Below are 21,262 nucleotides of genomic sequence, written 5' to 3'. Positions count from 1 at the left end.
CTCATGAATTTTAATCCATTCTCGACCTATTCGATAAAAATACCCTTGTTTGTGTTCATCAGCTTACTCTACTCCCCCCTTAACTATGCGGAGGTTGAATTAGACAATCATGATGAAACGGAGGTTGTTGTAGATGATTCAACACTTAAAGCAAATTCGACCTTACAAAGCTTAAAAAATTTAGATAAACATCAACAGTACCAAGCGCCATTTGTTCAAGACCTCTCCAACAACCAAAAAGTCAGGACACTTTTTGTTTCAGCCACCGACCTGCCTATTGTGGATATTCAACTCACCTTTAATGCAGGTTCGTCACAAGATGAAGCACTAGGAAAAGGCTTGTATGGTATGGCAAATATGGCAGCCAAACTGATCACTGAAGGGACAGATCAATATACAGCAAAACAAATTGCGTCAACATTTGAAGGATTAGGTGCTCAATTTAGTGTTACGGCGTACCGTGATATGTTTGTCGTCCGACTTCGGGTCTTATCAGATCCTGAAAAATTAAACCCTGCCATCAATACCATGCTACATGTGCTTAATCATGCACAATTTAATCCATCGGGTTTAAATCTTGTATTAAACAATACCAAAGTTGGGCAGAAGCAAATTCAAGAAAATCCAAGTCGGATTATGAATATTCGCTTTTATCGTGCTCTGTATGGACAACATCCTTATGCCGAGCCCACTGTTGGCACCAATGGGAGCCTAAAAAAAATTACTCCAGAACTACTTAGAGCGTATCGACAAAAACTGCTTGTTGCCCAAAACATGAATATTGCTATTACTGGTAATTTAACTTCAGCCGATGCAACTCAACTGGCCAATTTAATCAGTCAAAACCTCACCCAAGGTGAAGCTGCACAAGCACTTCCTGAACCACAAGATCAAGATGATTTTAATATCCATTACATCCCGTTTAACTCAACCCAAGCCAACGTAATGATGGGACACTTGGCGATTCAGCGCAGTGATCCAGATCGTGTTGCACTAGAAGTCGCCAATCAAATGTTTGGCGGAAGTGGATTTAATTCCATTTTAATGAAAGAACTTCGAGTTAAACGGGGTTATACCTATGGAGCTTATAGCAATTTGACCTCCACATTGGCTCAGGGTTTCTTCAGCTTGAGTTATTCCACTGAACAAAATCAATTGATGGAGAGTATCAAAGTTACACATCAGGCCTTACGCGATTTTGTAAAAAATCCAATACAAAGAAAACAGCTCGAAGAAACTAAGGAAGGCATGTTACGTTCTTTCCCAATGACCTTCAGCTCCAATGCCAATATCAATGCACAAATCGCATCGATTGGCTTTTATCAACTTCCTGCGGATTATTTAACCCAATATCAAAAGCAATTGAGTCAAGTTACCACCAAACAAGTTCAAAAAGCTATTCAAAAACATCTTCGTGCAGACCGTCTCACTTTGGTTGTTGTTGCACCGATACTGGATCAGAATGCGTTAAAAGACATGTTGAAGGCTGATTTAACCACCCCAGAGCAATCCAGTTCAAATCAAAACCAGCAAATGGATACGCATACCATGCCGGATGTCCCGACTTTGATCATTCAAAAAACTATTCGTACGCAAGCTGAATCAGTCAAATAAGTATTATCCATTATTGCGGATCTTTACTATCCACAGCTGGATATCGTTTTACTTGTTGATTTTCAAAATGGTAGGCACGTAATAGACGTAAATATTCAACCACATAAATACGATCTTGGCTGCGTAATTGATTGGCAATCTTTTGTGTCTTTGGATTGCTTGCTTGTTGTGAATATTGCAAAACATATTTGTATTGATTTGGATTAATTGGGCGTGTTAAAGCCAGTATTGCAAGAAAAATCATCAATGCGATGATTACAGCAACAAAACAATTCAAGATTTTTTCCACAGGGAATGAATAGAATAATTTTTGAAAATAATCTTTGAATTTTTGCATGAACTACCTCTAATTACAGATAGTTTATCATCCTGACCATAAAAATATAGGGCTTTCTTCAAGACATCTGAAGATCGGTTGTAAGATGATCTTTAAGATCAAAATTGATAGATAGTACGACAGCGCTTAATAATCCCAGCATAGATATCATAGCGTGTAGAGATGAAAGTTTAAGCCCTCTTCTCATATTCAAGAAAAGGGCTTGAGTAAAGTTAAGCAACTCGTGAATCACTTCAATATTAGTACCAATTAAAGGATCGTTGCACGTAAGAATGCGAAATACAAAATAATCGCGATAATTGCCAATGCAATGCTGACAGCAAAGATACTCACTCCACCCTCTGCATGCGCAGGGTGCAAATCATCATAATCAGCAAGACGCCTCAATTCGCCATCATAGATTCGGTAAAAACCTGCTTTTTGCACTGGATTTAAGTTTCGGGTATAATCGTACACGCGTTTACGCTGGGCTAAACAATAATCCCCAAGATGGATTTCTTGATGATAAATTGCCTCATCCAGTTGTTTACGGTGATACTGAGCTAATTCTACGATCTGAGACTCAGCAGCGGGTACATCAAAAATAAAGCCATCTATAGTGTTTGTCATTTTGCTCTCCCTTTGTCTTAATTCTCATATTGATTTTAATAAATATTATTTCTGATTAATGTTTAATCATGTAATCTTATCTTCGTCAAGCATAGATTTCAAATCACTTGACAAACAAGGCTAATTGTAATATTAGTTTAATAAAGTTAAGTTAGATTAGTTAAGTATAAGCTCCGTTGGGGAGCTATGTTAAAAGATCATAATTACAATAAGGAGTTATATATGATTCATCAGATCTCTCACCAAGACTTAGAACATGTTTATGCAGATGCTGTAAATACAATCCAATGTGAAATGAACTTTGTAGAAGCAGTAAAAGCATTAGAAGATGCGGCGAAGGCTGGCCATGGTAAAGCAGCAATGTTTCTTGCAGAACTTTACTACCAAGGTTTCCGCGTTGAACGTGATTCTCTAAAAGCCCAATATTGGCAAAAGATGGCAACCATGCAAGCATAATAAAACGTCACTTAGGTGGCGTTTTTTTTGCCCTATCATTTTTATTTTTTAATAAATCATTACGTTTTCAATACATTTTTTATTGTTTTAATAAATGCTTACGATTGAGCATAAAGCACCAACAGTTCTTATAAGAATTTCAACTACAATAGGCAATGTACTAAATAAGATTATTAATTATGAAAAAGTATATTCATCTTCAGCCCATTTCGAATGAATTGTTTATTAAAATTTCTATTTTAAAATCACTCATGTATTGTGGTGTACTTTGGGGACTTTACCATGATGGCTGGGCAATGAAGTCTGGTTCAAATGAAGTTTATTTTCCTTTTTGGCTAAACGCTGTTCAAGCCCATCAGTATGCAAAGACTCATTGGCCCCACTACACCCCACGTAGAATAACACCTAAAGATTTTAGAGACTCGCTGTTACCCACGTTAACACGGCTCAATATCATGCCAGCATTGTTTAATTCTTCATCTCGAAAATTTAAACTCTCAACGTCTCAAATGGAACATTTCTTTTTTCATAGTCATGTTCAATTTCAAACGACTTAAAGGCGAAGATATATTTTTATCGGTTTAAAATTGTTGTAAAAAATAAACTTTATATTTTATGACTGCCAAGTATTTGCAAAGTTAAAAAATACAGTTAATTTAAAGGTGTGCAGATTGGTAAGTACCCTAGAAAAGGAAGAATAATTATGACGACAGTAGCACAAGTAATCCAAGATAAGATTGGTCGTGAAATTTATACGATTTCACCCTCTGCCACAGTATTAGAAGCCATTACACTTATGGCAAACAAAGGTATTGGTGCTGTGGTTGTCACTCAAGATACAAAGGTCGTTGGAATTCTTTCTGAACGCGACTATACACGTAAAATTGCGCTTATGCAGCGTACATCTGACCATACAACAGTCGCTGAAATTATGACCTCTAGAGTGATTTCTGTGACCCGTGGCCATACCGTTGAAGAATGTTTAAATTTAATGACTGACGGACACCTACGCCATTTACCTGTAATTGAAGGCGAAACACTGGTTGGGTTTGTTTCTATTGGCGATTTAGTCAAAGCTACGATGGAAGATCAAAGAAAATTGATTGAACAGTTAAGACAATATATTTCAGGTTAAGTTAAATTATAAAAATACAACCCTCCCTCCATATGGAGGGTTTTTTCTTGTGCTTAGAAAACTAACAGCTAAGTTATAATCAAAACTGCCTATTTATTCAAACAAATGACTTCCATCAAGTCATTGATCAGAAATGAAGCACATTTTTTGTATGGACTTTTAAAAACTGTTGGGGGATCAATTCATTTTGGGTATTTTTGAACCCTAGATGGTTATCCTTCTAAGGGGCGACTAGGATGTTTCCGTTGAGGGACCTAAAGGACGTACCACTCGCCTAACATCAGCAGAAACAAAACACTACTTGGTTTGCAGCGCAAAGTTTAGCAACTCCTACGAAAAGTGAGGCATCGCCTACGCAAAGGCATTTAAGCTTTGAGTGTATGGTGTGGCATTGCAAGCGTGTTTATATTCAAATAAATTATTTTTCTCATGCAATTGATTTATTTGAATATTAATTAATAGAAATTCTACTCTTATGTCTGAGTTTTTTACAGTTTAGCTATAAAATATCAAATTTTTTTATTTTAATATATTACAAATAATCATCTATTTTGAGTTGCATGTCTTTAATTAATATAGCTATAAACAATTTACTTCATTAAGTAGAAGCTAAACCTGAATTTCAAATTTAACGACAAAATAAAAACCTAGCCAATGCTAGGTTTTTAGATCAAATCAATTTTTAATCAGTTTAGATTTAACTTTCCAGCAACATAGTCGGCATCTTTGTCACCACGTCCAGAAAGGTTTACAACAATTTTAATTTCTTTCGCTAATTTAGGCGCTTCGCGAATTGCCCACGCCACAGCATGAGAACTTTCTAATGCAGGAACAATCCCTTCTATTCGTGAAAGGGTCATAAACGCATCTAAACACTCTTGATCGGTTGCTGTAGAGTAATCCACGCGGCCTAAATCTTTTAAAAAGCTATGTTGAGGGCCTACACCTGGATAATCTAAACCAGATGCAATCGAGTGCACAGGCAAGGGTTCGCCCTGTTCATCTTCAAGCACATAACATGCCATACCATGAATCTGACTTGGTTTACCTAAAGTCAATGTTGCTGAATGCTGTTGAGTATCCAGACCATGACCTGCTGGTTCCACACCAACAAGTTTAACCTCTGCATCATTTAAAAATGCAGTGAATGCGCCAATTGCATTTGAGCCACCGCCTACACATGCAACTACATAATCAGGTTGTGCGCCAAAGCGATCTTGGGCTTGAACTTTAATTTCATTGCCAATAATAGATTGGAAATCACGTACCATTTTTGGGAAAGGATGCGGTCCAACCACAGAACCAATCGCATAAATAAAGTTTTTAGGATCTTTTAAATACTCTTCAAATGCACTATCTACAGCATCTTTGAGTGTTGCAGTACCTTGAGTGACTGAAACCAGTTTTGCACCTAAAATCTTCATTTTCACGACATTGGGATGCTCTTTTTCAATATCCACCTGTCCCATATGAATTTCACATGGAATACCGACCAAAGCACACGCTGTTGCAAGTGCAACGCCATGTTGACCAGCACCTGTTTCTGCGATTACTTTGGTTTTACCCATATATTTGGCAAGCAAAGCTTCGCCCAAACAATGGTTAATTTTATGTGCGCCTGTATGATTTAAGTCTTCACGCTTTAAATAGATTTGTGCACCACCCAATTGATCAGAAAGGCGTCTTGCATGGTATAAAGGACTAGGACGACCTACATAATTGGCAAATAAATCAGCCAATTCATTTTGAAATTCAGGCGTTTTACGAATTTCTTCATATGCAATATTGATTTCATCCATTGCTTCTTTTAAATGAGGTGGAATAAATTGACCACCATATTCACCAAAAAAGCCTTGTTCATTTGGTAATGCAATACCATTTATTTGATGATCCATTTCTTTCCCTATTTAATAAATTAGCTGTTGAATTTATGAATAACAACTTTGCTTGAGAATAATTTATCGTGACAAATATTTCGTCATATCCTCAATACCTTTAAGGGTCATTGGAAACATATGATCGTCGAATAATTGTTTAATAAGTGCGATGGTTTGCGTGTAATGCCAGTAACCTTGCTCTTCTGGATTTAACCATGCTGTTTTTTCAAAATGATTGCGTAAGCGACGTAACCATACATCCCCAGCTTCATCATTCATATATTCGACAGAACCACCAACCGATTTCAGCTCATAAGGTGCCATACTTGCATCACCTACCACAATTACACGATAGTCTTTCCCGTAGGTATTAAATAAATCCCATGTATTCATGCGGGTAGACGAACGACGATGATTATCTTTCCACACATAGTCATATAGACAGTTATGGAAATAAAAATACTCTAAAGTTTTAAATTCAGTTTTTGCCGCGCTAAACAGTTTTTCACATTGCGCAATGTGTGAATCCATCGATCCACCCACATCAAACAACATCAAAACTTTAATACGGTTACGCCGTTCAGGCACCATTTGTACATCTAGAATGCCCTGTTTGGCAGTTTCATAAATAGTGCTGTTAATATCTAATTCTTCTGCAGCACCTTGACGAGCAAACTTACGTAAACGACGTAAAGCCATTTGCATTTGTCGAGTACCCAAAATTTGTTCATCATCCAAATTTTGAAACTTACGCTGTTCCCAAACTTTTACAGCTGAATTTTTACGACTCGGGCCGCCAATTCTCACGCCTTCAGGATGGTCACCAAAAGCACCGAACGGTGAAGTTCCACCTGTGCCAACCATACGGTTGCCGCCTTGATGTTTTTTGTGTTGTTCACGCAAGCGCTCTTCCAACATCTTCATCAGTTCTTCAAGCGAACCTGCTTTCAGCAATTCAGCACGTTGTTCTGGTGTTAAATGTTTTTCACGTAACTCTAAATCAAACCAGTCTTTGGGAAGTTTTTGAACTTTACTGAGCAGATCATCGATATCAAAAGTATGAATACCTTCAAAATAATCTTTCATGGCACGGTCAAATTTGTCAAAGAAGCGTTCATCTTTGACCATGACTGTTTTTACTAATTGATAAAAATCATCTTGATCGGCAAAAACTAATCCTTCACTAATTGCTTGGTTGAGATCAATGAGTTCACGTGTTGAAACTGGAACACCATATTTCCTGAGGGTATAAAATAATCGCACAAACATGTTGCGATCTCCTCATTAACGACGTGACATAAAGGCTAAGCGTTCAAGCAACTGTACATCTTGCTCATTTTTAATCAATGCGCCATATAAAGGTGGAATCGCTTTTGATTTATCATGATTACGCAAAATATCTTCAGGCATATCATCTGCCATTAACAAGCTTAACCAGTCAATTAATTCAGATGTTGAAGGAGGTTTCTTTAAGCCAGGCACTTGGCGTAATTTAAAGAAGACTTGTAATGCTTCTGAAACCAGTGTTCCGGAGATATCAGGAAAATGAACTGCGATAATTTCACGCATCGTTTCTTCATCAGGAAATTCAATATAATGGAAAAAACAACGACGTAAAAACGCGTCTGGCAGTTCTTTTTCATTATTTGAAGTAATGATCACAATCGGACGTTGAGTTGCAGTAATGGTCTCACCTGTTTCATAGACAAAAAATGACATTTTGTCTAATTCATGTAGCAAGTCATTTGGAAATTCAATATCGGCTTTGTCTATTTCATCAATCAACAATACACAGCGCTCTTCGCTGGTAAATGCATCCCACAACTTACCTGGTTTGATGTAGTTTTTAATATCGTAAACACGGTCATCACCCAACTGGCTATCACGTAAACGAGAAACTGCATCATATTCATACAAACCTTGCTGTGCTTTGGTTGTAGATTTAATATGCCAAGTAATTAATTTAAGACCTAGACTCTCAGCAACTTGTTCAGCCAATAAGGTTTTACCTGTACCAGGTTCGCCTTTGACTAATAATGGCTTTTGCAATGCTCGAGCTGCTTTTACAGCCAGTTTTAAACTATCCGTTGCGATATACTGTTCAGTACCTGTGAATTGTTGAGAATCTACAGACATAACTTACCTTTATTTTTTATTTAAAGTGGTGAAATATTTTTTGCTACAGCGCTTGCTTGGGAATTTTTCGTAGTTTTGTATTTAGACCAAAAAAATCCAATGACTAAACCAATACCCATAACAAATGTAATTAAGGCAAGATTTGACCAAATCAATGGTGAATCCTTGGTAAGAATACCAAATAACAGTCCAAAAATTGCTGGCGCAATCGCTGAGTTTGGTCCTTCAGAAATAGTCGGGGTTGCTAGAACGGCAAATACAATGATCCATGTAATACCGCCAAGTGGCGATGGCAATCGCTTTGAAATCGAATACCAGCACCATAAAATCAACAGCGTCCCAAGAATATAGACGGATATTGCAATATTATCTTCTGGGATAGAATCAAATAGATCTAAAAAATTTGCCCATATTCCTGATAACTGATCAAGCACCACGTAGTCCCTCTGGTTCAACCGCATTTGGGTTAATTAAACCTTCTGGCGGCATTTGAATAAAGAAGCCTTTTGTATTAAGTGAATCTATTACATGTAACACATTTACACGTGCCAATGGTCTAGTTTCACTTAGTTCAAGATGCATTACATGCGTAGCCCGACCAAAGGCAATACGTAGAGGCTCAGAAAGAGCCGCTAAGGGATCTGCACTTTCATCTTTATTTGGATGATTTGGACGAGCCACATAAAGATACATTTCATCTTTTTTGCTCGATTTATAAATATCACAATGCATTTTAAACAACAGCTTCAGTAAAACTTAGTTGACAGCATACATGAAAAAAACAATGGAGACATTATCGAAAGTTAACGCATCAGTCGTTATTTAGGTTCAATTGCTAAATCTTTGATCAATAGTAACGCAATAGTCTTGAAGATTATTCCCCTAAACAATAGCTCAAAAGAACCAGTTCCAATCACTCATTTACTTTCATCTGCATACTTAAAAATTTAATATCTTCTTGTAGTAAATGGATAAGCGGCTGAGTGAGCAATTCATAGCGCCATCCCAGTAAATACCCAGGTAAATCTTGCTCATTACCATGAAATACCACATGATGATACAAGGCATTCAGCCATTTTTTACGCATAAGTACTTCTTTGGGTACTTGCATTTCAAATGAAACCTGAGAAATCAACTCATCTACTTCAACCGTGATTCCCTGAGATGAATGTTTGATTGGGCGAGCAATACGAAGTGGCCACTCATCTGTTTCAGGCAGGAATTTCAATAAATCTAAAATTGTTTTTCCATGCTCACGAACAATATTGGGACGTATCCCCTTAACAGAAGACAATTGAAAATTATTTTTTGGATTAACTTCAACTAAATCAATCATTGTGGCACTTTTGAGAATAAAGCTACGCGGTTGATTCAGTGCTTTAACCATTTCTTCGCGCCAAACACTCAACTGTTGCAATTGCATCAGCTGTTTTCTGGAATGACGGTAATTACCAATATCACAATACAATTTGTCTTTCGGGGTTTCAGAAGCAATTTCAAAGGTCAAATTTTGGCAATCTTCAAGCACATGCGAGTATAAACTTTTCTCTACCAATTCAGCTTTTACTTTTTCAGCCAGACGCATAATGTATAAAACATCATTAGCAGCATAATTCATTTGTTCATCTGTTAGTGGTCGAGCCAACCAATCTGAACGTGTCTGATCTTTATCAATATCGATATCTAAGACTAATTTCAAAGCATTTTGATAACTGACTTGTAGACCATGGCCTAAAAAAGACAGCCCAACTTGCGTATCGAACACATTATTCAGGTTTTTTTTATCTGCATAATGATAAATTAAATCAATATCTTCCCCACAGGCATGAAAAACATTTTGCTGTGCTTTAAAAAGCTCAAACCAAAATTGATCTAAATTTAGAGTTGTACCGTCGAGCAAGAATACTTGACCATTGACATTAATTTGGAATACACCGAGTTTTGGCCAAAGTGTGTCGACTTTAATAAATTCAGTATCTAGACCATAAGTCGAAGTATGTTGCATCAAATTCAACACATGTTCGAGATCGGTCTGTTGATTAATAAATTGAAACATGTCAGTTTAAGTCAAAATGTTACATTCAAATGAAATATGATTTTACCTTAATATATAAAATTTAAATATAATATTTTTAAACTAATTCTCCGTAAACACCTTATTTTTCAATAAAGTTTCTTGTGAATATTTATTTTATATATAGGTTTTACAACTTAATAAAAGCATATTTTAAAGTAATAAATAACCAGGCTAATCATTGATTTAGCTTGAGTGTACATAAAAAATTTAGAATGAATGTAAATAATTTTTAAATTAAACAGAGTTTGTTGATCTTTTAATCGTTATCGCATTTGCGCTAAACATCCAAGCCCAACAAACTCTAAATGCTACAAAACCTAAGATCACTATTTCATTTTCATACGATTATGAACAGCCTGACTTAATGTATGACTATCCACATATTCCAATTCACCACCTTGTGGAACACCTTGTGCGATTCGTGTCATTTGCAAAGACAAATGTTTTGTTGCTTCTACAAGATAATGTGCAGTCGCTTGCCCTTCTACAGTTGCATTAGTGGCTAAAATTACTTCAGTAATTTTACCATCAGTTAAACGTTGCACTAAATATGGAATACCTATCTCTTCAGGACCAATACCATCTAAAGGCGACAAATGTCCACCAAGTACATGATATTTTCCTCTAAAGCTACCAGACTGCTCTATTGCCATCACATCTGCTGGGGACTCAACCACACAAAGCAGTTGATCATCCCGATCATTTGAGCAACAAATATCACAGACTTCATTTTCAGTTAAAGAATGACAAACACTACACTCATGAATATAAGAGGTTGCTTCATTTAGCGCATGCGCCAAACCAATAGCACCTTCTTTATTTTTCATGATCAAATGGAGTGCCATACGTTGAGCCGATTTCGGCCCAACACTAGGTAAGATTCGTAAAGCTTGTACGAGTTGGTCAAAACGGTCGCTAAACACCTATGATTCCTTAGAACAAACCTGAAAGACCTGGTGGTAAACCCATACCTGAATTAGCTTCTTTCATCTTCGCTTCTGTAATAACTTCAGCTTGGCGAGCCGCGTCATTCATTGCTGCTGCTATCAAGTCTTCAATCATATCTGGATCGTCTTGTAACAAATCTGGACTGATTTCGATACGCTTAACAACATTCCGGCAAGTCATTGTTACTTTTACTAAACCGCCACCAGCTTCAGCATTCACTTCAGTTTGGGCAAGTTGTGCTTTTGCCTTTTTAACGTTGCTTTCCATATCTTTCTGCATACGTTGCGCTTGCTGCATAAGCATATTAATGTTCATAAAATACTCCGAACAAAAGTCCTAAATTAAATCTCTGTCTTGCACTTTCATGACTAGTTTTTTTAAATGCCTAGAAGAAAATGAAACAAACTCTTTCACAAATTATGCTTATCTTAAATTAAATCTAATCCATGAGAAAGGTCACGAATAATATCATCGACATCTTCTAAGCCAACAGACAAACGGATTAAACCTTCACGAATACCCGCTGCTGCTTTAGCTTCAGGAGAAAGCTTACCATGAGTCGTTGTCGCAGGATGGGTAATTGTTGACTTAGCATCACCCAAATTGCCTGTAATTGAGATAAATTGTGTGTGGTCAATAACTTTCCATGCTCCTTCTCGCTCACCTTTCACTTCAAAAGAAACGATTCCGCCAAAACCAGTTTGTTGTTTGGCTGCTAACTCATGCCCAACATGGTCTGCTAATCCAGCAAAATAAACCTTTTCCACTTTTGGATGAGCAACCAGCCACTCGGCAATTTTTTGTGCACTTTCAGAATGCGCTTTCATGCGTAGTTTTAAGGTTTCTAAACCTTTCAAAAAGACCCATGCATTGAATGGACTCATCGATGGGCCAGCGGTACGAACATAACCAAATACTTCTTCAAGTAATTTGTGATTACCGACCACAGCCCCACCCAGTGCACGACCTTGTCCATCTAGATATTTAGTGGCAGAGTAAATCACTAAATCTGCACCAAATTGTAATGGGCGCTGCAAAATTGGTGTGCAAAAACTGTTATCGATAGCCAATAAAGCATCATTTGCATGTGCTAAATCTGATAGTGCTTGAATATCAGCGACTTCAGCCAAGGGATTTGAAGGTGACTCAACAAACAGTAAGCGAGTTTCAGGACGAACCGCGTCTTGCCAAGCTGTTAAATCAGTTAAATCAACAAAAGTCACTGCGACATTAAATTTGGCGACATATTTTTCAAATAATGCAACAGTAGAACCAAAAACAGCACGCGAACAAATCACATGATCACCTGCTTTTAAGAACGACATTGCAACTGCCATAATGGCAGCCATACCCGAACTTGTTGCCACAGCCCGTTCACCACCTTCGAGTGCAGCTAAACGCATTTCAAACATTGCTACTGTTGGATTGGTAAAACGTGAATAAATATTGCCTGGTTCAGCACCAGAGAATTTTGCTGCTGCTTCCGCTGCATTTTCATACACAAATGACGAAGTGAGGAAAATCGGCTCACTATGTTCACCTTCAAAACTGCGTGTATGACCTGTACGAATCGCTAAAGTATCAAGTTGGTATTCAATGTCGTCGTGCTGGCTCATTTCAACTACTCAGTCCAAAAACTGCCTTTGTAAAATATTGCCAACATTTTGAGCGTCCTATGTATTTAAGGTCAAGGTAAAATCGTAAATTATCACATACACTTCGCTTAAATCTGCATAAAAATGAGACAAACACCGCTTATGACACAAGTATCAGCTAAGTTCCAACAGCGCAAATCCAAATTGAAGAATCTAACCACACGTATCTTCAATGGTAAGTCATTGGTTTTATCTCAAAGTACCCCTTATAAAATTATTGCAGAGCATCATCAAACCAAAGTGCGTTACTATGCAGCTGTTGAAAAAAAATTTAAGGAACCTTTGGTTTTTACAGCACCATTGTCTATCAATATGGCAATCTATGATCTCTACCCTTATCGTTCACTCATTAAATATTTTACTGAACAAGGTTATGATGTTTATCTATTGGACTGGGGAAAACTCAGTTATCAAGATCGCAACTTAAACTTCTTATATTTTATTGATGAAGCCATGCCGTTATGCATTAATAAAATTCGAGAGCATGCTCAAAGTGAGCAAATATCCCTTCATGGGTGGAGTATGGCTGGCATTTTTGTATTACTTTACACGGCATTACGCCAACCCAATTATGTTAAAAACTTAATTATCTTGGCCAGTCCAATTGACAGTTACGCCTCGGGTGGCATTGGTAAACTTTATCAAAAAATAAATAATTTGATTATAAAGAGTCAAAAACTGAAAGATACTTTATATAAAGGTGGTTTACCGAAAAAACTGATACATACCCCCGGCTTACTCAATGCCATTGGTTTTAAGATTTTAGATCCAAAGGGTTGGTATGAGGGTCATAAACAATTGTTGCTAAATTTAGATGACAAAGAACTCTTGCATGAACACGCCACCCTTGGAAATTTTTTAAATCACATGGTGGATTACCCCGGTGGTGTCAATCAAGACATGTTATTTAATGTTTGGCTGCAAAATCCACTGAAAAATGGGGCAATTCAGCTCAGTAACCATAAAATTGAACTTAGAAATATCGACTGTTCACTGATGATTGGAGCTGGAAAAAATGATCAAATGGTCACCGCAGATGCAGTTAAGCCTTTAAGTGAATTGACAAAGAGTAGTGATGTCACGTTTACTCTTATTCCTGGGGGACATTTAGGGCTAATGTCTAGTCAAAAAAGTGCAGATGAATTTTGGCCTACTCTGTCCAGATGGTTAGAACAAAGATCGACAAAAATTTAAGAGATAGATATGAAGACTACAGTTGCATTTATTGGTTTAGGCGCAATGGGCTATCGTATGGCAGCACATTTACCCAAATATTTTGATACCGTATATGTATGGAATCGAAATTTTGCAAAGGCTAAGCAACATGCAACTCAGTTTGGTACTCAAGCGGTCGAACTTGATCAAGCAGTACAAGCTGATATTATTTTTTCATGTTTACCGACTAGCCAAGATATTGATGATTTAATCCAAGATTTAAAGATCAAAAATGGCGCGATTTGGGTCGATTGTACCAGTGGTGTACCTGATGCTGCGCGTAAACAGTCTGAGTATCTTCTCAAAAATAATATTCACTTTTTGGATGCACCTGTAAGTGGTCAAACCATTGGCGCTGAAAATGCAACACTGACCTTCATGGTCGGCGGTTCGGCAGAAGCGTTTCAAATTGCCCTACCTGCAATGCAAGCGATGGGTAAATTAATTAAACGTGTTGGTGACTCAGGTGCAGGCTTTGCAGTAAAAGCTGTAAATAATATGATGATGGCGGTTCATTTATGTGCGGCTGCTGAAGGATTTACCACACTGAAAGCACATGGAGTAGATTTAAATGAAGCACTTGATTGTATCAATGCATCCAGTGGTAAAAGTGGTGTGACTGAAACCGCACTACCGCAACGTATCCTCAATCGTAGCTTTCCACTGACCTTTGCTTTACCCTTATTGGCAAAAGATACCGGTATTGCCATTGATTTAGTTCGTGATGCAAGATTATCAGCACCTATTCTTGGTTTAACACAAAGCTTAATTACCGTAGCCAATAGTCTTTCAGAGCCTGATAGCGATTTTTCTACCGCCGTAAAAATGTATGAATCATGGAGCAAAATTACATTAGATTAATTTTTCGTCATTGAATAATCACAACTAAACCTTATAATCACATTAAGTGACATGTAAATATGTCAATTTCGAGGTCGTATCATGAATAAATATGTAATTGCTACACTTTCTAGTTTATCTATTTTAGTCGCTAGTCACGCTTTTGCTGATAACACCCAAGAATGTAAAAAATTGCAAGATGATTACAATGTCATTTATGCATCAAAAGGGTTCTGTTTTAAAGATCCTGAAGCAAAAGCAAAATATAATAATGACAATTGTTATACAAGTAAGCCTAAATTTTCTGAAAAAGAGCAGCAAAAACTTGACTCTATCAAGGAACGTCAGAAAGAATTGAACTGTAAATAATCACATTCACACCTTCAAGGAAATAAACATGGCTTATGATGATCAGAATATATTTGCACGAATTTTACGTGGTGAACTTCCTGCAATTAAAGTTTATGAAGATGATCATGTGCTTGCATTTATGGATATCATGCCGCAAGCCGATGGGCACACTCTGATTATTCCGAAGGCTCCAGCTATCACATTGCTAGACTTAGATCCTGAAATTGCAGCTTATACAATCAAGATTGTGCAAAAAATAGCGCAAGCAATTGAAACAGCTTTGAATACTCAAGGTATTGTATTGATGCAACTTTCTGGGGCTTCTGCTGGACAAACCGTACCTCATGTACACTTTCATTTAATTCCGAGCTCGGTGCATGAATTAGGTCGTCACGCTATTCAAATGGGTGATCAGGAAAAAATTAAAGGGTTTGCTGAAAAAATTAAGATTGCACTGGCTTAATTAAAAATCTTTTTAGAATCAATGGGGCTAATCAGGCCTCATTTTTTTATTTAAATTACACAAATGTTAAATTCACGTCATTAAATTGTCATTTTTTCTTCACTGATATGTAACAAAGTTTACAGATACTGCATGCAAGTTAGTAAGTAGTGCACAAATCCACACTTACTGAATAAAAAAAGTAACTGCAAACCCATTGAACATGTTTTGGAGAAATCTCAATGAAAAAAGTGCTACTCGCTGCAGCAATCGCCACCCTTAGCATAAGCGCAGCTCAAGCAGCGCCAACATTGTATGGTAAATTCAACGTAACTTTAGATCAAATCGATAATAATGGCTTTAAAGACGAAAGCGTAACTAAAGTAAACTCTAACGCTTCTCGCATTGGTGTTAAAGGCGAAGAGAAATTAACAGATAAATTGTCTGCAGTTTACTTGGCAGAATGGCAAATCAGTGCTGATGGTGATGGCGATGCTTTTACTAACCGTAACCGTTTCGTGGGGATTAAATCAGACGGTATCGCAACTTTAAAAGTGGGTCAGTTTGATTCATATTTCAAAAATGCTGCTGGTAACAACCAAGATATCTTCAACGATCACAATGAACTCGATATGACTGCGATTTTAGTTGGTGAAGATCGTTTAAAAAACGTGATCGGTTTTGAAACTGATAAAAAATTATTGGCTGGTTTAGCTTTCAACATCATGTTCCAGCAAGGTGAAGAATCATCTGCTTTAAAAAATGATGCTAAAGGCCAAAAAGGTAGTCGTGATAGTTTCGGTGATGGTATCTCTACCTCACTTACTTATGACAACAAAGACTACGGTTTAGCTGCTGCTGTTGCAGGTAACTTCGGTGTTGCATCTAAATATAATGCATATAACTCTGAATTAGGTAGTAACACAATCTACTCTGACGCAATCCGTGTTACAGGTTCTGTAGACTTGAAACCTGCGGGTCTTGATGGCTTAGTATTCGGTGCATTATGGCAAACAGCCAAACCAACTGATGACACTGTTGCAACCACTTCTGGTACTACAGTAACATCGTTCAAAGGCTTGAAAGAAAATGCTTATGGCATCACTGCTGCATATGCGATTCCTTCTACACCAATTAAGCTAAAAGCTGAATATATTTCTGCAACAACAGAACTCGATGGGCGTGATGATCGTAAACAAGACCTTTACGGAATTGGCGCAGACTACAACATCAATAAACAAGCTCGCTTCTATGGTGTTGTTGGTCAACAAAAACGTGATTGGTCAACGACATCTACCCCAGAGAAAAAGAAAACTGTTATTGGCTTAGGTATGGAATATAACTTCTAATCCTAATCTTTATAAAAACGGTAAGTCATCTTGCCGTTTTTTATTTCGACTCAACAATAAAAAACTAATTTTATAAAATTCATATTCATTAATGAAGTAACCATAATACAAATTCAGCATTTTTATAAATAGCACATACGTTTAATCATCCATGACAGACCTGTCATTTAGCAACATCAATTTCATCATTGGATAGGCATACAGTTTCTTAAACGAAAACTAAAAATCATTAAATTTATGTTTTGTATGAACTCCTAGAAACTGTTAGCTATCGATTCATTTTTTGTACTTTTGAATCATAGACGGTTATCCTACTGTGGGGCGACATGGATGTCGCCGTTGGGGGGAGGTACAGGAGGTACCCTCGCCCATGAGCAAAAACAAAGCACTGCTTTGTTTGAAGCGCAAGGTTTGGCATCCTCTACAAAGTGAGGCATCGCCTACACAAAACTATTTAAACTTTAATGTAAAGTGCGGTATTGCAAGCTTTTTTATAATCAAACACTTTATTTACTCATGCAATTGATTTAATTAAAAATATAAATTAAGAGAAATTATATTCTTGTGTCTGAGTTTTCGACAAGCTGACTATAGGCTATGACAGGAGTTATATTCTAAACAAAAAAATAAAAACAAGCTCGATAGAATCTTAGGATTTCACTATCTCAGTTTTAAACGGTTAAAGTTTGATATAGGTTCGAAAACCACGACTCGCATAATATGAAGCAGCACCATTATGATAAGTAAATGTACGCCCATAACGCTGATCACAAAAGATCGCGCCACCTTGCTCACGTAATACTCTTGGTGTCTCGACCCAACTGGATGTTTTTAAGTCAAAATTGAATATTTGTTGTAGGGTATAATACTGTTGTTCAGTCATTAGCGCTAAAGCATGCTTCTGCACCCAATCGATCACCGTATCTTCAGGAGGATGATCCTTGCGGCTGAGTAACGCCTCTCGATCATAACACATGCTACGCCGCCCTTTTGGCGACTCAATTGCACAATCAAAAAAATACAGACCTTCTGTATTCGGTAAAACAACCACATCAGGCTCACCGCCAGTCATTTCCATTTGTTGTAAAGCCGGTAGCTTTTCAGGACAAAGCAAAAGTTGTCTTTGTATAAAATCCCAGCTCACTTGTGCATGTCGTTCTATATGCTGTTGAAAGCGCTGTTCTAAAGTTTTTAATAGATTTTCAATTTGTAACGGACTATGTTTTTCTTGCTGTTTTGTCATTTTATTTTACTGCCTTATTTTAAGTCTTTATTAGCATAGCATTATCTCTCAAGCCTAACCAAATCCAATTTTTAGACATACGGAATTGGAATAATTAAACAGTGTGGCACTGATAATTCAATGAATTTCTCTGCATATGCAATTCCTTTTATACCAATTCAACTAAAGTTAAATATATTTTTGCAATGACAAAAAAATGGCCATGGCGATCATAAGTTATGGAATTAGCGTTGACTACAATATCAATAAGCAAGCTCGCTTCTACGCAATTATTAATTAAAAAAAGTAATGAGACAGTTGCATATAGAGAACAAAAACTGTTATCAACTTAGCTATGGAATATAACTTCTAATCCTAATCTTAAAAATAGCAAGAAATCTTGTCATTTTTTACTTAACAATAAAATATTTTAAAAATCTCGTATTTCATCAAACCAAGTATTCACTGTTTCTTGATCTATATCTAATGTTGAAGCTTCAACCAGTTGCTGTATAGCAAGACCAATATCTTCTCTTTCAACAGTTTCAATATTGGGCAATGTATTAAACATCGCTACAAGTTCAATAATTACCTCCTCCACATCTTGCTTCGTCTTCGCCTTGGAGATTTCTTTTAAAGCAAATTTATATGCTTTGATCGCTATTTTTGCATTACAGCTTTCCCAATTTTCAAATGGAATCCCATATTCATTGGTAAACCATATTGAACTCCTCAATTTAGACACCGAAGAATAATCCAATTGCTTTTCTTTAGCTAAATACTTTAATTCAGCATTTAACCTTTTCCCTATTTTTTCATCAATATTCCATCCAATGAAGGAGGTTAAATTTTCCCAAGTATTTAAAGCTGGAAAGCCTTCCAAATTTACGGCATAGCGTATCCCAATACGTTCAAGTCGGTGAAGTTGTTTTAAAATTGTTGTATTGGTTATATTCCCAGTTAAGTTTAGATTTTTTAAATTAGGAAACTGTAATAAACTTCCACAATCAAAAGCTTGGCCTAAAGGTTTAACAGTTAAATCTAACGATGTTATTGCCGCTAAATTTTTCATAACAGGAAGATGGTATGCCGATATTATTGGATCTTGGTTTGTTGTTGGCTCTATTCTAATATGGGGATATGGTGCGGTGGTAATAATTTCAAAATGCTCAATATGACCAGCCAAATGAAGCGAATATAACGCCTTCTTATTCTCATCATCAGGATGACTTAAATCCAGTATGATTGGATGTTCGTCTGCTTTGATTGAAAAGTTATGAATTTGAGCATCACTTTTAAATCTAGACAAATCGCTTGCGTAGGTCGCCAAGAAAAATCTTCTATTACTCTTTTCTTCGACCATTCAATAAAACCCTGATCATTTCCCCAATAATAAAAAAATCTCGGCCAATTTCCATAAGGATACAAATGCGGATTTTGTTGACCATGTGGCGTATAAAAAATATTAAAAGCATCCCAATTGATTACAGCATTTTCATCGACAAGAACATCAACCTTTTTCTTGTCCATTCCGATTCGACCAATTTAGAAGCTTCCTTGCCCTGCTGGAATTTTTATGTGATGGCTATTTGTACCTATTAAAGAAACATAAATGGGAGTATTTCTATCCATGTTCATCCATTATTTGTAAATTGCAGTGTTCAGATTTCAGCAAATATAAGTACTTATGATTGTGCAAATAAACTCTACATAGAATATATCAAGTTTAAAGCTTAGCCTTTGTTTCATTTTAACAAAAATATGAACATGTTAGGTTTAGCTCTATATTTCAACTTTCCCAATTTAGATACTTAGATGGTCTAAATGACCTTGATGATCTATTTTGACCACAATCAGCTGATCAGATAATTTCTGATTAACAGTATAATCAAAGATGGTAAAATATGATGTATCATATTTTCCATCTGGATAAAGCCCACGCCCTGTTAAATATAATTTGGTAAAAATAAAAAATCATCACCTAATTCTTTAATATGAAAATCCACATTTTCTTTACCCCCTCCAACTTCAAAATCCTGTTGAATGATGCATTGGTTTTATTGATCAAATTTTGCGATATTTTCTAGAAAGTGATTTATTTGATCTAAAGTTTGCTTATTTAAAATATCTTGCCAATTTACCAATATAGCACTAGCTCCAAAAATGTTGGCACTCTTTACACTTCGTTCCATTTTTATAAAAAAAGAGTGGAAAACCAAGCAATAAAAAAACCAAATAAGCGGGACGTTTTCCTTGTGTATATGACTGTATATCACTACTACCACAATTTGGGCAACTTTCACTTGCTCCAAACTGTTGTTCTAATTCTTGGCTAAAATCTTGGGTAAGTAATCCTTTAGCCTCTTCTGCATAGCTTTCAGGAACTAACAGTCGCACACCACCCAAAGCATTGGAGTAAAGCCAATCCATGTTAATGGTGTGTTCATTTTCAATACGTGCTGGAATTTCAGCTGCTTCTAATTGTGTTTTGGCAATCTGAGCCTCGTAAGGAAATGAATATGTTTCAGCGACCACCCATTGCATAAGAACACCTAACAGAAATAAAATTGAATTTTAAGCTCAATTCATTTAACTGTATATTGCATAAATTTATTCAGTTGATACTTTCATTTTTTAAGCTATGTCAAAAAAAGCAAATTTCATAAAAAATAAGGAAATACGTTGAAGGATAGATAGGTTTTAAATTCCTGTACAAATTCTTCCGAGCTAATAGAAAAATTATTATGAATTATTTAAATTTCATCCTTTATCCTATTCTGCTTAAGTAACCCATAACTATAGTTTGTCGTAACTCTATCCTACTTTTCTATATTTTGATGAGGATATAAAACAACAAAATTTACATCTTATTCTTACTATTTATTATTTTCTTTCACACATAAAAAAACACCCCGTTCTCGTTAGAGAACGGGGTGTTTTAGATTTAAAAGCTGGCGATGACTTACTCTCACATGGGTAACCCCACACTACCATCAGCG

At 36.4% G+C, this 21,262-nt stretch carries 23 protein-coding genes; 9 read left to right on the top strand and 14 right to left on the bottom strand.

Annotation, left to right across the window (positions count from 1 at the left end; all coding sequences use genetic code 11):
- The first annotated feature begins 3 nt into the window (after positions 1-3).
- Positions 4-1,614, top strand: coding sequence for a M16 family metallopeptidase (locus tag ACG916_RS11055; RefSeq protein WP_419327351.1), 1,611 nt, complete (start codon positions 4-6; stop codon positions 1,612-1,614).
- Positions 1,615-1,624: 10 nt separating this feature from the next.
- Here the strand turns inward: ACG916_RS11055 and ACG916_RS11050 are convergent, their stop codons facing one another.
- Both ACG916_RS11050 and ACG916_RS11045 read right to left on the bottom strand, forming a co-directional pair.
- The gene (locus tag ACG916_RS11050) at positions 1,625-1,951 is read right to left on the bottom strand and encodes a hypothetical protein (RefSeq protein ID WP_336950742.1); all 327 of its coding nucleotides are present in this window, start codon (positions 1,949-1,951) and stop codon (positions 1,625-1,627) included.
- Positions 1,952-2,200: 249 nt separating this feature from the next.
- A complete protein-coding gene (locus tag ACG916_RS11045; RefSeq protein ID WP_419330493.1) occupies positions 2,201-2,560 on the bottom strand; it encodes a hypothetical protein in 360 nt (119 codons plus the stop codon).
- Positions 2,561-2,782: 222 nt separating this feature from the next.
- Between ACG916_RS11045 and ACG916_RS11040 the strand changes: the two genes are divergently transcribed.
- From ACG916_RS11040 to ACG916_RS11030, 3 genes are all read left to right on the top strand, one after another.
- Positions 2,783-3,016, top strand: a complete 234-nt coding sequence (locus ACG916_RS11040) for a hypothetical protein (protein WP_004719607.1) — start codon at positions 2,783-2,785, stop codon at positions 3,014-3,016.
- A 179-nt stretch (positions 3,017-3,195) separates the two neighbouring features.
- A complete protein-coding gene (locus ACG916_RS11035) occupies positions 3,196-3,573 on the top strand; it encodes a DUF2750 domain-containing protein (RefSeq protein WP_419330492.1) in 378 nt (125 codons plus the stop codon).
- Positions 3,574-3,719: 146 nt separating this feature from the next.
- The gene (locus tag ACG916_RS11030; protein WP_004822228.1) at positions 3,720-4,151 is read left to right on the top strand and encodes a CBS domain-containing protein; all 432 of its coding nucleotides are present in this window, start codon (positions 3,720-3,722) and stop codon (positions 4,149-4,151) included.
- A 686-nt stretch (positions 4,152-4,837) separates the two neighbouring features.
- Here the strand turns inward: ACG916_RS11030 and trpB are convergent.
- From trpB to ACG916_RS10985, 9 genes are all read right to left on the bottom strand, one after another.
- Positions 4,838-6,046 carry a tryptophan synthase subunit beta gene (gene trpB / locus ACG916_RS11025; RefSeq protein WP_336950739.1) on the bottom strand — a complete coding sequence of 403 codons (1,209 nt, stop codon included), beginning with the start codon at positions 6,044-6,046 and terminating at the stop codon, positions 4,838-4,840.
- Between the two features lie 63 nt (positions 6,047-6,109).
- Entirely contained in the window at positions 6,110-7,297 is a 1,188-nt protein-coding gene (locus ACG916_RS11020; RefSeq protein ID WP_419327352.1) for a vWA domain-containing protein, read from the bottom strand.
- 15 nt (positions 7,298-7,312) lie between these two features.
- On the bottom strand, positions 7,313-8,164 hold the full coding sequence (locus tag ACG916_RS11015; protein WP_336950737.1) for an AAA family ATPase: 852 nt from the start codon (positions 8,162-8,164) through the stop codon (positions 7,313-7,315).
- 20 nt (positions 8,165-8,184) lie between these two features.
- Complete coding sequence (locus tag ACG916_RS11010; RefSeq protein ID WP_419327353.1) at positions 8,185-8,598, bottom strand: hypothetical protein; 414 nt, start codon at positions 8,596-8,598, stop codon at positions 8,185-8,187.
- Positions 8,591-8,896 (bottom strand): YcgL domain-containing protein, encoded by a 306-nt coding sequence (locus ACG916_RS11005; protein WP_336950735.1) that lies wholly within the window; start codon positions 8,894-8,896, stop codon positions 8,591-8,593. The genes ACG916_RS11010 and ACG916_RS11005 overlap by 8 nt, the downstream gene beginning before the upstream one ends.
- Positions 8,897-9,077: 181 nt before the next feature.
- On the bottom strand, positions 9,078-10,220 hold the full coding sequence (locus tag ACG916_RS11000; protein ID WP_336950734.1) for a ribonuclease D: 1,143 nt from the start codon (positions 10,218-10,220) through the stop codon (positions 9,078-9,080).
- A gap of 347 nt (positions 10,221-10,567) precedes the next feature.
- Complete coding sequence (gene recR / locus ACG916_RS10995; protein ID WP_004822240.1) at positions 10,568-11,164, bottom strand: recombination mediator RecR; 597 nt, start codon at positions 11,162-11,164, stop codon at positions 10,568-10,570.
- 10 nt (positions 11,165-11,174) lie between these two features.
- On the bottom strand, positions 11,175-11,504 hold the full coding sequence (locus ACG916_RS10990) for a YbaB/EbfC family nucleoid-associated protein (protein WP_419327354.1): 330 nt from the start codon (positions 11,502-11,504) through the stop codon (positions 11,175-11,177).
- 113 nt (positions 11,505-11,617) lie between these two features.
- The gene (locus ACG916_RS10985) at positions 11,618-12,805 is read right to left on the bottom strand and encodes an O-succinylhomoserine sulfhydrylase (RefSeq protein ID WP_419327355.1); all 1,188 of its coding nucleotides are present in this window, start codon (positions 12,803-12,805) and stop codon (positions 11,618-11,620) included.
- Between the two features lie 141 nt (positions 12,806-12,946).
- Here ACG916_RS10985 and ACG916_RS10980 point away from each other — a divergent pair, with 141 nt between their 5' ends.
- From ACG916_RS10980 to ACG916_RS10960, 5 genes are all read left to right on the top strand, one after another.
- On the top strand, positions 12,947-14,038 hold the full coding sequence (locus ACG916_RS10980) for an alpha/beta fold hydrolase (protein WP_336950731.1): 1,092 nt from the start codon (positions 12,947-12,949) through the stop codon (positions 14,036-14,038).
- A 9-nt stretch (positions 14,039-14,047) separates the two neighbouring features.
- Entirely contained in the window at positions 14,048-14,920 is an 873-nt protein-coding gene (locus tag ACG916_RS10975) for an NAD(P)-dependent oxidoreductase (protein ID WP_419327356.1), read from the top strand.
- An 81-nt stretch (positions 14,921-15,001) separates the two neighbouring features.
- A complete protein-coding gene (locus ACG916_RS10970; protein WP_004719576.1) occupies positions 15,002-15,268 on the top strand; it encodes a YARHG domain-containing protein in 267 nt (88 codons plus the stop codon).
- Positions 15,269-15,296: 28 nt separating this feature from the next.
- Entirely contained in the window at positions 15,297-15,713 is a 417-nt protein-coding gene (locus ACG916_RS10965) for an HIT family protein (RefSeq protein WP_336950729.1), read from the top strand.
- 221 nt (positions 15,714-15,934) lie between these two features.
- On the top strand, positions 15,935-17,041 hold the full coding sequence (locus ACG916_RS10960; protein ID WP_336950728.1) for a porin: 1,107 nt from the start codon (positions 15,935-15,937) through the stop codon (positions 17,039-17,041).
- A gap of 679 nt (positions 17,042-17,720) precedes the next feature.
- Here the strand turns inward: ACG916_RS10960 and ACG916_RS10955 are convergent.
- The 3 genes from ACG916_RS10955 to ACG916_RS10945 all read right to left on the bottom strand — a co-directional run bounded on the left by ACG916_RS10955 (position 17,721) and on the right by ACG916_RS10945 (position 20,807).
- The gene (locus ACG916_RS10955) at positions 17,721-18,284 is read right to left on the bottom strand and encodes a DUF4256 domain-containing protein (protein ID WP_419327357.1); all 564 of its coding nucleotides are present in this window, start codon (positions 18,282-18,284) and stop codon (positions 17,721-17,723) included.
- A gap of 409 nt (positions 18,285-18,693) precedes the next feature.
- Positions 18,694-19,626, bottom strand: coding sequence for a hypothetical protein (locus ACG916_RS10950; protein WP_419327358.1), 933 nt, complete (start codon positions 19,624-19,626; stop codon positions 18,694-18,696).
- 788 nt (positions 19,627-20,414) lie between these two features.
- Positions 20,415-20,807: a putative signal transducing protein gene (locus ACG916_RS10945; protein ID WP_419327359.1), complete on the bottom strand. Its 393-nt coding sequence runs from the start codon at positions 20,805-20,807 to the stop codon at positions 20,415-20,417.
- Positions 20,808-21,262: the final 455 nt, after the last annotated feature.

Origin of the sequence: Acinetobacter legionensis, assembly GCF_048552295.1 — a bacterium.
Lineage (GTDB): Bacteria > Pseudomonadota > Gammaproteobacteria > Pseudomonadales > Moraxellaceae > Acinetobacter.
Note: the sequence above shows the minus strand (reverse complement) of the source record. Positions and strands in the feature narration are given on the sequence as shown.